The organism is Nocardia sp. KT25-26, from assembly GCF_056627695.1.
The window spans coordinates 4,451,794-4,463,990 of sequence record NZ_CM152813.1 but is presented as its reverse complement, the minus strand read 5'-3'; the positions used below and the strand labels follow the sequence as shown (position 1 = coordinate 4,463,990).

The window sequence follows — 12,197 nt, the reverse complement described above, 5'->3', positions numbered from 1 at the left end:
CGGATGGGGTACCCGCTGCCGATCAGTAGCCGTTGGCGGGATCGACCAGCGCGGCCGGTATCGCCCCGGCGACGAAGCGGGCAACGTTGGCGGCCACATGGTCGGCGAAGGCCGCCATCCGCAGCTGTGGCGGGTTGGCATCGTGCGGGGTCACGATGGCGTTCGGCAACTGCCACAGCGGGTGGCCGTCCGGCAGCGGCTCCGGATCCGTGACATCGAGTCCCGCTCCGCCGATCACCCCCGCCGACAGGGCCGCGACCAGCGCCTCGGTATCGACGAGGGTGCCCCGGGCCACATTGATCACCCAGGACGACGGTTTGAGCCGGGCCAGTTCGTCTCGCCCGATCAGCCGGGTCGTCGCCGGTGTTGCGGGAGCGGCGATCACCACATGGTCGGTATGCGCCCACACCCGGCCGATATGTTCGGCCGGCACCGTCTCCACATCGGCCGGGATGCCGGGTCCGGTCACCCGGCGCCCGGAACGGTTCACCGCGATCACATGCGCGCCGAGCGGAGTCAGCATCGGGATCAGCGCGCGGCCGATCCCGCCCGCACCGACGATGGTCACCGTCTTGCCACGCAACGAACCCACGTGCGGGAAGAACTCCTGCTGCCGCCAGCAATCTGCCTGGAGCTGTTCGGGCAGGTACCGCACCCCCGCGAGCAGCAGCATGAGCGCGTGCTCGGCGACGGCGGCCGCATAGGCCCCGGCCGCGGAGCTGAAGGTGACCGCCGGGTTCCGGTCGAGGACGCCGGCGGCCAGCCAATCTTCCACCCCTGCCGAGGGCAGCTGCACCCATTCGACGCCGTTCGGCAGCGAGTCGGGGAACTCGCCGGGAGATCCGGTCCAGATCAGCGCGCGAGCGCGATCGAGGCCGGTCACCTCGGCACCGGCCCCGGTCACCGCCTTGACCACCAGCGCCGGCGGTGGCGTGCCGGGGCCGATCGCTACCGCACGACGATTCACTCGGACCTCCTCCTCGGACTTGCGGGTATCGCTGCTCGATAGGCGGTCCCGGCCGGGCGGGCGGCCGGTCCGCGGGCTGCCGGTGCCGAAGGTAGCACCCCGCAACTCAGGATTCGTCCAGGTCGACGGGCGTGCCCAGGCGGTCGGCCCGCTCCAGCAGCGGGGCGATATCGAAGACGGCGGCATCGATGCCGGCGTGCAGATCACCGAGTTCGGCGAACCGGGCGGGCACCGTCTCGATGGTGAAGTCGCGCGGGTGCACATCCGGGATCTCGGCCCAGCGCACCGGCGCGGAAACCGTCGCCGCGGCGACACCGCGCACCGAATAGGCGGCGGCCATCGTGTGGTCGCGGGCATTCTGGTTGTAGTCGATGAACAGGCGGTCCGGCTCCCGGTCCTTGCGCCACCAGGTCGTGGTGACATCGTCCGGTGCGCGGCGCCGCACCTCCTCGGCAAAGGCCAGTGCGGCCCGGCGGACCTCGGTGAAACTGAAATCCGGCGCGATCCGCACATATACGTGCAGGCCGGAGCCGCCGGAGGTTTTGGGCCAGCCGGTCGCACCGAGTTCGTCGAGTACCTCGTGCACGACGCCCGCGACCCGCTGGACCCGGGACCAGGGGCAGTCGGGCATCGGGTCCAGATCGATGCGCCATTCGTCCGGCCGTTCGGTATCGGCGGCGCGAGAGTTCCACGGGTGGAACTCCACGGTCGACATCTGGACCGCCCAGATCACGTCCGCGAGTTCGTGGACGCACAGTTCATCGGCGTGGCGGCCGTAGCGGGGGAAGTGGACCCGGACGGTCGGCACCCAGCCCGGGGCCCCGGTCGGCAGCCGCTTCTGATGCACTTTGCCGCCCGGCAGGCCCTTGGGAAATCGGTGCAGCATGCACGGCCGGTCCCGGAGCGCGTTGACGATCCCGTCCCCGACGCCGAGATAGTACTGCACCAGGTCGAGTTTCGTCGCCCCGCGCTGGGGAAAGTACACCCGATCCGGGTTGCTGATCCGGACGGTGCGCCCACTCACCTCGAGCTCGACCGCCGGTGTCGCAGACTTACCGGCCACCTGTTCGACAGTAGCGGTATCCGGGCGCCGGGTCTCGGCAACGCAGCGTCCGGCGCGCCGCCCCGGCCGGAGACTGTTGCCGGGCCTCTGCTGGGTACGAGCCTGCCGGCACCCGGTACGGAGCTGCCGCTGGTCGCATCACCGGCGTCACTGGATCGGCCGGGGCCTCGCCGGCGTTCGATCCGGGGGCCGGTGGTGGGGCCCGGGCGTCAGTGGTAGATACTGCCCGAGCAGGTTGCCGCGGCCTCGGCGAGCCGGACCGCGCCGTACCTGGTGGCGGCACTCAGCGCGGGCCGCGCCGAATGAGGCGCAACGCATCCGCCCGGCCGGTCACTTCGGGGAGTAGCCGCAGCCACCAGGTTGCTCCCGCAGCGGCATAGCGGTCGGCGTCGGTGTCGTCACGACCTGCCACGACGACCTCGAATCCGGTCGGATCGCCACGGTATTCAGCGATCACCTCGAGCATCTCGCGCAGTTGGTCCGGGGTGCCCTCGGGGCACAGTCCGTCGTAGCGGGCCGCACGCCGCAGCGGCGCCCGGTGCACGGATTGGGCGGCCACCCAGATCGGGATCCGTGGCTGCTGGGGCGGGCGGGGCAGAAAAGTCAGCTCGTCGACCAGGTAGTGCGGGCCCTGGTGCCGGACCGGCTGCCCGGTCCAGAGTTCGGTGATCACGGAGAGGCTTTCGTCGAGCAGCCGGGCGCGTTCCCGCGGCCGGTCGCATTCACCCAGCCGGGACAGTTCACCACCGGTGTCCGATCCGAGACCGACCCCGAGCACCATGCGACCGTTGCTGAGCTGGTCGAGGGCCACCGACTGCCGGGCCACCACCGCGGGTCGGCGCCGGGACAGCGGCGTCACCCGGGGCCCGAGCAGCACCCGGGTGGTCGCTGCAGCCATTGCGGCGAGGGCGATCCAGGCATCGCACACCTCGAGTCCGGGTTCGTGCGGGCGCACCACATGGTCCCAGACGAAGACGCCCTCGAACCCCGCCTCCTCGGCCTCGGCAGCCAGTTCGGCCAGGACGCGGGGGTCGGCGAGTTCGCCGAACGGCGGCAGGTAGATCCCGTGCCGCATCCGGATCAGGGCTCGTAGACGCCGAACGCCCGGTTGTGGATGCACATCGGAACCACATCCTGGGTCGCCCGCCAGTTCCAGGCGTTGGCCGCGTCGACGGTCTCCTCCTCGGCCAGGCACACGGTGGTGGTACCGGGCAGCGTCAGCGGATTGAACACCTGCAGCGGGATTCCGGCGTAGACCTTGTTGTTCATGCAGATCGGCACCACCTGGGCGCCGCGGGCCGCGCTCTCCCGGTCGGCGACGGCACCGGCGTGCGCGACGCCGCGGCAGTCGAGCGGGTCGACATCGGTGGCCTGTGCGGGGCCGGTGGCGAGGGTGAGCCCGGCTGCGGTGCCCGCGGCCAGGACGGTCAGGGATCGAGCAAGCGTGGTCCAGGTCATAGCGGCATTGAAACATCAGTGCTACGCATCACAGGCTTTCGGCGCGGCGTGTCGGCGGGCGTGTCGTACGACACGTCGGTGCGGTCAGCGGGGGCGGGCCTCCAGGATGCATTCCGGTCCCGCGGTCGCGACCGTGCGGACCAGCGTGAATCCGGCGCGGGCGAGGAGTTCCCGATACTCGGATTCGGTCCGTTCCCGTCCCGTGGTGTTCACCAGCATCTCCAGGTCGATGAGCTTGCCGGGGTGCGGGCGGTGGTGCTCGGGCAGGACCAATTCGATCAGCAGCAGGGTCCCCGCCGGGGTCATGGCTTCCCGGACCGTGCGCAGAATCTGCCCGGCTTCCGCCGCCGACCAGTCGTGTACGACGTGCGAGAGCAGATAGGCATCGCCACCGGCCGGTGCCGACTCGAAGAACGAACCGGAAACCGTTTCGATCCGGTCGGCGACATCGGAAGCCGCCAGTTCGGCGCGCGCCCGGTCGGCGACCGCGGGCAGCTCGAACAGAATGCCGCGCGCCTGCGGATGCCTGCGCAGCATCGCCGCCAGCAGGCTGCCACGTCCGCCACCGATATCGACGACGGTGCCGAACCGGCCGAAATCGTAGCCGTCGAGCAGAGCCTGCTGGGAAAGGCTGCCGACGCTGGTCATGGCCCGATCGAAGATCTCGGCGACCTCGGGGTCCCGGGCGGAAAGGGCGAAAATGTCCATCCCGTCCAGTTCCTGGCCCGCGGGACGGCCGGTCCGTACCGCGTCCGCGAGATGAGTCCAATGGTTCCGGTGGAATTCGGCACCGAACATCAAGCACAGATCGCGCAGGCTCACGTCCGTATCGGACCGCAGTGCCTGCGACATCCCGGTCAGGGCATAGGAGCCGTCGTCGCGCTGGGCGAATACGTCGAAACCGACCAGCAGGCGCAGCAGCCTGCGCAGTGCGTCTTCGTCGGCGCCCACCGTGCGGGCGATTTCACCGGCGGATTTCGGGCCGTCGGCCAACACGTCGGCGATACCCAATTCCGCGGCGGCGGCGATGGCCTGGCTGAGAAATCCGGCACCGGCCAGCTCCATCAATGCGATATGCCCCGGCACCAGTCGCCGGTGCAGGCGGCCCAGCCCGTCTCGGATCCGTTCGACGGCGCGAATCAGCGGCAGCGGGGGAGTGCCTCGCCCGGGGAATGCCATGGGTCCTCCGTCGGTCGAACGGACGTGCGGCACGGACAGCGATGAGCATAGAGGTCCCGCGTCGAAATTCGGGTGCGTTGCGGGGATCCGATCCTTAGCGTGGGGTATCACCGTTTCGAGGTGGAACGGAATTCGAGAAAGGACCGGATCATGTTTCCCGTCGAGCTGCGCGGTACGCGCGCGCAGACGCTGATGTGGGCCCACGAGCACGAGATCGAGCAGTCGGCGCTGCGCCAGCTGCGGAATATCGCGCAACTGGATCGGGTGCACGGCGTACGGGTGATGCCGGATGTCCACCTCGGCAAAGGCGCCACCGTCGGATCCGTCATCGCGATGCGCGATGCCGTTGCCCCGGCCGCGGTCGGGGTGGACATCGGGTGCGGTATGGAGAGCGTACGCACCGACCTGACCGCCGCCGACCTGCCCGACGATCTGCATTCGCTGCGCAGCCGGATCGAGGCAGCGGTGCCGGTCGGATTCCGCGCGCACGGCAGTGCAGTGGATGTCCGGGCATTGGTGGCGGAATTCGCTGGGACGCACATGTCCGGCCGGGCCCGGGGCTGGGAGCGGTTCTGGACGACGTTCGGTGAGCTGCACCCCGGCGTACAGCAGCTGGAGTCGAAGGCGCACAAGCAGATCGGCTCACTCGGTGGCGGCAACCATTTCATCGAGGTGTGTCTGGACGCCGAGGACCACGTGTGGATCCTGCTGCATTCGGGTTCCCGCAACATCGGCAAGGAACTGGCCGAGCGGCATATGGCGATCGCCCGGAAGCTGCCGCACAACCAGGACCTGCCGGATCGTGATCTGGCGGTCTTCCTGTCGGGCACTCCGGAGATGGCCGCCTACCGGCGCGACCTCACCTGGGCGCAGGAATATGCGGCCCGCAATCGGGCGGTGATGCTGGCCCTGGTGTGCCGGGCGGTGCGGGCGGAGTTCGCCGAGCGCGGGGTTCGGTTCGATGCGCCGATCTCCTGCCACCACAACTACGTGGCCGAGGAGGAGATCGACGGGGTGCCGATGCTGGTGACCCGCAAGGGCGCCGTCCGGGCCGGCGCAGGCGAGTTGGCCTTGATTCCGGGATCGATGGGCACCCGGTCGTACGTGGTGCGTGGCAAGGGCAACCCGGCCTCGTTCTGCTCGGCGTCGCACGGCGCCGGTCGGCGGATGAGCCGGACGGCGGCGAAGAAGCAGTACACCGTCGCCGACCTGGTCGCGCAGACCGAAGGTGTCGAGTCCCGTAAGGACGCGGGTGTGATCGACGAGATTCCCGCGGCATACAAGGACATCGACGAGGTGATCGCGGCGCAGTCGGATCTGGTCGACGTGGTGGCGACGTTGCGCCAGGTGCTCTGCGTCAAGGGGTGACGGCCGGCGGGTTCGGTTGTCGGTGCTGTCGGGCACCATGGGTGCCATGACAGCCGCAGCCGAACCCGCCACCACCGGTACCGACAGCGCGCTGCGTGCGCAGGCCGAAGAGCTCCTCCGGGAGCTGGCCGGCCCGCAGGCCCGGTTACGGGCGGACCAGTGGACGGCGATCGAGGCCCTGGTGGTGCAGCGTCGCCGGGCCCTGGTGGTGCAGCGCACCGGCTGGGGTAAGTCGGCGGTGTACTTCATCGCCGCGAAACTGCTGCGCACCGCCGGGCGCGGCCCGACGGTGATCGTGTCGCCACTGCTCGCATTGATGCGCAACCAGGTGGCCGCGGCCGAACGGGCCGGGGTGGTCGCAGCCACGATCAACTCCGGCAACGTCACCGAATGGGACGAGATCCACGAACGAGTGGCCGCGGGCGCCGTCGATGTGCTGCTGGTGAGCCCGGAACGGCTGAACAATCCCGATTTCCGGGATCAGGTGCTGCCCCGGCTGGCCGCCGATGCGGGCCTGGTGGTGATCGACGAGGCGCACTGTGTCTCGGATTGGGGGCACGACTTCCGGCCGGACTACCGGCGTATCCGCACCCTGATCGCCGACCTGGGTTCCGAGGTGCCGGTGCTGGCGACCACCGCCACCGCCAATGACCGTGTCGTCACCGATGTCGCCGGGCAGATCGGCACCGACACGCTGGTGCTGCGCGGCACCCTGGACCGGGAGTCGCTACACCTGTCGGTGGTGCGGTTCGACGATGCGGTGGAACGCACCGCCTGGCTGGCCGATCGCCTGGCCGAGCTGTCCGGCTCCGGCATCATCTACTGCCTCACGGTGGCGGCCGCGCACGATCTGGCCGATGTGCTGTCCGGGCACGGGCACACCGTCGCCGCCTATACCGGGCGGACCGATCCGGCCGAACGTGAGGCCCTCGAATCGGCGTTGCTGAACAACGAGGTGAAGGCGCTGGTCGCCACCTCGGCATTGGGTATGGGCTTCGACAAGCCCGATCTCGGTTTCGTGGTGCACGTCGGGGCGCCGTCCTCGCCGATCTCCTACTATCAACAGGTCGGCCGCGCCGGCCGCGGTACCGACCGCGCCGAGGTGGTGCTGCTGCCCGGCCCGGAGGACCGCCGCATCTGGAGCTACTTCGCCTCGGTGGCCTTCCCGCGGGAACATCTGGTCCGGGCGGTGCTCGACAATCTCGACACCGAGCGGCCGATCTCCACCGCGGCCCTGGAACCGCTCGTGGATCTGAACCGCGCCCGCCTGGAGATGGTGCTGAAAGTGCTCGACGTGGACGGTGCGGTGCGCCGGGTCCGCGGCGGCTGGATCGGCACCGGACAGCCGTGGCACTACGACACCGAACGCTATGAGCGGCTCGCCGTCGCTCGCGAAGCCGAGCAGCAGGCGATGGTCGACTATCAGGCGACCGCGACCTGCCGGATGAGTTTCCTGCGCGCCCAGCTCGATGATCCCGGCCTGGCCGATTCGGGTGCCGCCGAATGCGGGCGCTGTGACAACTGCACCGGAGACCGGCCGGACCGGACCGTGGCGGTCGAATCGCTGGCGGCGACGCGGGCCCGGCTGGACCGCCCCGGGATCGATCTCGCCCCGCGCAAGCAGTGGCCGACCGGGATGGCCAAGCTCGGCGTCTCGTTGTCCGGCAAGATCTCCGGCGGTGCCGAGACCGGACGGGTCCTGGGCCGGCTCAGCGATCTCGGCTGGGGGCAGCGCCTGCGTACCCTGCTGGACGGCCCCGATGCGCCGGTGCCGGATGCGGTGGTCGAGGCGTGCATCGCGGTGCTGAAGGAATGGGATTGGCCGGCCCGTCCGACTGCTGTGCTGGCGCTCGACTCGCCCCGGAACCCCGTGCTGACCACCACCCTCGCCGAACGCCTGGCCACCATCGGTCGCCTCCGCAATCTCGGCACCCTGCACGCCCGCCCCGACCGGCCACCGGTGTCGGCCGTCAACTCCGCCCATCGAGTGGCCGGTCTGCTCGACTCGTGGGACGTGCCGGACCTCTCCGGCGTCGACGGACCGATTCTGCTGGTGGACACCCTCACCGACACCGGGTGGACCTTCACCGTCGCCGCTCACGCCCTGCGCGGCGCCGGTGCCCCGGCGATCCTCCCGTTCGCCCTGGCCACTCCGGCCTGACCGGAGGCGCCGCGGTCGGATGCCGCACCAGCCGGAGGAATCATCGGAGGTGAGCGGCTGTTCGGATCTGCGCTGCGGTCGGGATGGCCGCGCTCGCTCCGAGAACGGTGGCGGCCAGTGCCCCGGCCGTATTCGCCCAGGACAGTGCGGATTCCGGGCCCTCGTGCCAGGCGGCCGCCAAGGCGCCGGTGAAGGCGTCACCGGCGCCGGTGGTGTCGAGCACCTGGACCCGCCGGCCCGGTTCGCCGATCTCCCCGCCCGGGCCGCGGTACGCGGCGCCGTCCGCACCCAGCGTGCGCACCACATGCTCGACTCCGGCGAGTTCGCCGGCGAAATGAGCTGCCTCGACGGTATTGACCACCGCGACGTCCACACCGGCCCAGAGCTCGGTGGGCAACGTCTGCACCGGTGACGGGTTGAGTACCACCGTCGTGCCCGAACGCTGCGCACGCCGGACGGCTTGCCCGATGGTGGGAATCGGGATCTCCAGCTGGCACAGCAACAGGTCGGCCGCACCGATCGTAGCCAGGTCGTCGTCGGTGAGTTCGGTGATCGACGCATTGGCGCCCGGAACCACGATGATGGTGTTCTCGCCCGACTCGTCCACCACGATCGTTGCGACGCCGCTCGACCCCGGCGCCGTGCGCAGGCCGGTGGTGTCGACGCCCGCCGCGTTCAGTGTCGCCTGCAGGGGCGCTGCGAAGCCGTCCTCGCCCACCGCGCCGAGAAAATGCACCTGTGCGCCCGATCGGGCCGCCGCAATCGCCTGGTTCGCCCCCTTACCGCCGGGCACCGTGGTGAATCCGGTTCCCAGGACCGTTTCACCGGGCCGGGGTCGGCACACGGTGGTTGTCACCAGATCCATATTGACGCTGCCCAGGACAACGATGTTCGGTGCAGTCATGGGCGCACGGTAGCCCGTCGGAGCCGCATCGGGGCGCTCGAAGGCACCGAATGCGCGGACTCGTCGACGGACGGGTACCTCCTGGAGCGGCAGCTGTGTCGCCTACCGGGCTGCCGACCCGGCCAGTATCAGGCGGGGATCGAAGGTCACCCGGATCCGAGTGATCCGGCCGCGCTCGACATGCGTCCAGTTGGCGGTGGGCGTGGGCGGCGCGACCGTGGTGTGCAGGTCGAACCAGGTGATCACATCGGTGTCGTCGGCGACGCGGGCCTGCACCTCGATCCGGTCCAGGATCTCGGTCATTCCCCGCAGGCCGCGCAGGGTGTCCTCGATCCCGCTGGTCTGCCCGAGGGCGCCGGTGAACTCGACGTCCTCGGCGAGCAGACCGCGCAGGGTGTCGAAGTCGCGGGCCTGCCAGGCCGCGAAATAGGTTTCGCTGATCCGGGCCGGTGTCGCGTTCGCCGTCTGCCCGTCGGCCGGTCGTGTTGCTGCATCCAGGTTTGTCATGTCTCCAGCGTCGTGCGCCCCCCTCCATCTGTCCAACAGATAGAACTGATCTCGAATATCATCTCTGCTTATGGAGCTGCACCAACTGCGGTACTTCGCTGCCGTTGTCGACGAAGGATCGTTCACCGCGGCGGCACACCGATTGCATGTGAGCCAGTCCGGCGTCAGCACCCAGGTGGCCAAGCTGGAACGTGAGCTGGGGCACCGGCTGCTGGACCGCGGCGGTGTCCGGGTGCGGCCGACCGGCGTCGGTGCTGCGGTGCTGCCGTTGGCCCGGCAAGCGCTCGGGACGGTCGACGCGATCGGTGAGACCGCCGCGGAATTCTCGGCCGCGGTGCGTGGGCAGGTGCGGCTCGGCACGATCCTGGGCTGTGCGATTCCCGGGTTCCTCGACGCCGTCGCCGAACTCGGACACACTCATCCGGGGATCGAAATCGACCTGTCCGAGGACCACACATCCGCGCTGCGGGCCGCCGTGCGCACCGGGGAACTGGATCTGGCATTGGTTGCCTTTGCCGCCGGCGATGTCGCGCCGGGGATCGACGTGCGGATCATCAGTTCCGAGCGGCTGATGGTCGTCGTCCCGCCGGGCCACCGCCTGGACCGTCCCGAGGTCCACCTGGCCGATCTGTCCGGCGAACGGGTGCTGTGCCTGCCGCCGCGGACGGGGATACGCACCGCCTTCGAACAGTCCTGCCTCCGGGCCGGGGTGGCACCGCAGGTGCATCTGGCCGCCGGCGCACCGGCTGCGCTCGTCGGGCTGGTCCGGCGCGGCGCGGGCGCGGCCGTCCTTACCTACGCGTCCGGTGCCGACGATGGATTGCAGTGTGTGCCGATCGCCGACGCCGAGGTCGAGGCCTGCCTCGGCGTGATCAGTCGCCCGGCGGAGCGTGCACCGGCCACCGTGCTGCTCCGGGAACGGCTGCTGCACTCACTGGCGGTGCCCGCCCCGCCGGGGTAGCGGGCCTCGGGTCCGCTGAACCGGGCGGGTCCGGGTCCGGTGGCTCGCTGCGGAGCTCGGTCTGCGTGTGGTGCGCCGGTCCGGCCTGCGTGTTCGCCGGTTCGGGTGAACGTATAGTGCCGGCCGGTGTGCGCGGCCGAACCGTCGGTTCCGCGCTCCGGACAATCGGCCGCGGCGTCGTTGCCGCGCATGCGGTACGTCGCCGTCCTCGGCGACCGGCAGCGTCGGCGGTCCGGGCGAATTGCGTAGTCTGTACCCATGACGGTTGAAGTGACCTCCGAGCTCGATGTCCGCGAAGCGGTGCACGATGCCGCCCGCAGGGCTCGCGTCGCGTCCCGGGTGCTGGCCCAGCTGACCACGGCGCAGAAGAACGATGCGCTGCATGCCGCCGCCGATGCCCTGCTGGCCGCCGCCGATCGGGTGCTCGCGGCCAATGCCGAGGACATCGCCGCCGCGCAGGCCGCCGGAATCGAGGCCTCACTGCTGGACCGGCTCCGGCTGACGAAAGCCCGCATCGACGGTATCGCCGCTGGTCTGCGCCAGGTCGCCGGTCTGCCCGACCCGGTGGGTGGCGTGGTGCGCGGTTCGACGCTGCCCAACGGTCTGGAACTGCGTCAGGTGCGGGTGCCGCTCGGCGTGGTCGGCATGATCTACGAGGCCCGCCCCAACGTGACCGTGGACGCCTTCGGGCTGGCGCTGAAGTCCGGCAATGCGGCACTGTTGCGCGGCTCCGCCTCGGCGGCGCATTCGAACACCGCCCTCGTCGAGGTGCTGCGGGAGGCGCTGACCGCGCAGGAGCTGCCGGCGGATGCGGTGCAGCTGCTGCCCAGCCACGACCGCTCCAGCGTCACCCACCTGATCCAGGCCCGGGGCCTGGTCGACGTGGTGATTCCGCGCGGTGGCGCCGGGCTGATCAACGCGGTCGTCCGCGATGCCCAGGTGCCGGCCATCGAAACCGGCACCGGCAACTGCCACGTCTACGTGCACCGGGCCGCGGATCTCGATATGGCCGAGCGGATCCTGCTCAACTCCAAGACCCGCCGGCCGAGCGTCTGCAATGCGGCCGAGACGGTGCTGATCGACGCCGCGATTGCGGAGACCGCGGTGCCGCGGCTCGCCAAGGCCCTGGTCGACGCCGGCGTCACCTTGCACAGTGACCTCCAGGACCTGACCGTGGCCGACGAGCAGATCTCCGACGCCGTCGCATCGAAGATCGTCGACGGCATGAAGGCGGCCGGGATCACCGTGGACGGGGATCGGCCGAATGTCGTCCCGGCGGCGGATTCCGACTGGGCCGATGAATATCTCTCCGACGACATCGCCTTGAAGGTCGTCGCCGATCTGGATGCCGCCGTCGCGCATATCGACCGGTGGGGCACCGGGCATACCGAGGCGATCGTCACCACCGAACTCGGCGCCGCGCGGGAGTTCAGTGCGCGCGTCGACGCCGCGGCGGTGATGGTCAACGCCTCCACCGCCTTCACCGACGGCGAACAGTTCGGTTTCGGCGCCGAGATCGGAATCTCGACCCAGAAGCTGCACGCCCGTGGGCCGATGGGTCTGCCGGAGCTCACCTCCACCAAGTGGATCGTGTGGGGCGACGGCCAGACCCGGCCGGCCTGATGGGAG

General features: G+C 70.2%; 11 protein-coding genes. 4 read left to right on the top strand and 7 right to left on the bottom strand.

All coding sequences use genetic code 11. From position 1 onward, the window contains the following. Positions 1 to 22 precede the first annotated feature (22 nt). From AC1HFH_RS20210 to AC1HFH_RS20190, 5 genes are all read right to left on the bottom strand, one after another. Entirely contained in the window at positions 23 to 967 is a 945-nt protein-coding gene (locus AC1HFH_RS20210; RefSeq protein WP_480244359.1) for a D-isomer specific 2-hydroxyacid dehydrogenase family protein, read from the bottom strand. A gap of 106 nt (positions 968 to 1,073) precedes the next feature. Further along, positions 1,074 to 2,030 carry a non-homologous end-joining DNA ligase gene (gene ligD / locus AC1HFH_RS20205; RefSeq protein WP_480244358.1) on the bottom strand — a complete coding sequence of 319 codons (957 nt, stop codon included), beginning with the start codon at positions 2,028 to 2,030 and terminating at the stop codon, positions 1,074 to 1,076. 283 nt (positions 2,031 to 2,313) lie between these two features. Further along, complete coding sequence (locus tag AC1HFH_RS20200) at positions 2,314 to 3,105, bottom strand: LLM class flavin-dependent oxidoreductase (protein ID WP_480244357.1); 792 nt, start codon at positions 3,103 to 3,105, stop codon at positions 2,314 to 2,316. 5 nt (positions 3,106 to 3,110) lie between these two features. Then, positions 3,111 to 3,488: a hypothetical protein gene (locus tag AC1HFH_RS20195; RefSeq protein ID WP_480244356.1), complete on the bottom strand. Its 378-nt coding sequence runs from the start codon at positions 3,486 to 3,488 to the stop codon at positions 3,111 to 3,113. An 84-nt stretch (positions 3,489 to 3,572) separates the two neighbouring features. Beyond that, positions 3,573 to 4,667: a methyltransferase gene (locus tag AC1HFH_RS20190; RefSeq protein WP_480244355.1), complete on the bottom strand. Its 1,095-nt coding sequence runs from the start codon at positions 4,665 to 4,667 to the stop codon at positions 3,573 to 3,575. 150 nt (positions 4,668 to 4,817) lie between these two features. Here AC1HFH_RS20190 and AC1HFH_RS20185 point away from each other — a divergent pair, with 150 nt between their 5' ends. Continuing rightward, positions 4,818 to 6,035 carry an RtcB family protein gene (locus tag AC1HFH_RS20185; protein WP_480244354.1) on the top strand — a complete coding sequence of 406 codons (1,218 nt, stop codon included), beginning with the start codon at positions 4,818 to 4,820 and terminating at the stop codon, positions 6,033 to 6,035. 37 nt (positions 6,036 to 6,072) lie between these two features. Beyond that, positions 6,073 to 8,196 (top strand): RecQ family ATP-dependent DNA helicase, encoded by a 2,124-nt coding sequence (locus tag AC1HFH_RS20180; RefSeq protein ID WP_480244353.1) that lies wholly within the window; start codon positions 6,073 to 6,075, stop codon positions 8,194 to 8,196. Positions 8,197 to 8,236: 40 nt separating this feature from the next. On the opposite strand, the gene AC1HFH_RS20175 is transcribed toward AC1HFH_RS20180, so the two are convergent. Both AC1HFH_RS20175 and AC1HFH_RS20170 read right to left on the bottom strand, forming a co-directional pair. Further along, positions 8,237 to 9,100: a ribokinase gene (locus AC1HFH_RS20175; protein ID WP_480244352.1), complete on the bottom strand. Its 864-nt coding sequence runs from the start codon at positions 9,098 to 9,100 to the stop codon at positions 8,237 to 8,239. Between the two features lie 102 nt (positions 9,101 to 9,202). Beyond that, positions 9,203 to 9,607: a nuclear transport factor 2 family protein gene (locus tag AC1HFH_RS20170; protein ID WP_480244351.1), complete on the bottom strand. Its 405-nt coding sequence runs from the start codon at positions 9,605 to 9,607 to the stop codon at positions 9,203 to 9,205. A gap of 70 nt (positions 9,608 to 9,677) precedes the next feature. On the opposite strand from AC1HFH_RS20170, the gene AC1HFH_RS20165 reads away from it, so the two are divergent. Continuing rightward, the gene (locus AC1HFH_RS20165) at positions 9,678 to 10,568 is read left to right on the top strand and encodes a LysR family transcriptional regulator (RefSeq protein WP_480244350.1); all 891 of its coding nucleotides are present in this window, start codon (positions 9,678 to 9,680) and stop codon (positions 10,566 to 10,568) included. 258 nt (positions 10,569 to 10,826) lie between these two features. Beyond that, entirely contained in the window at positions 10,827 to 12,191 is a 1,365-nt protein-coding gene (locus AC1HFH_RS20160; protein ID WP_480244349.1) for a glutamate-5-semialdehyde dehydrogenase, read from the top strand. Positions 12,192 to 12,197 lie beyond the last annotated feature (6 nt).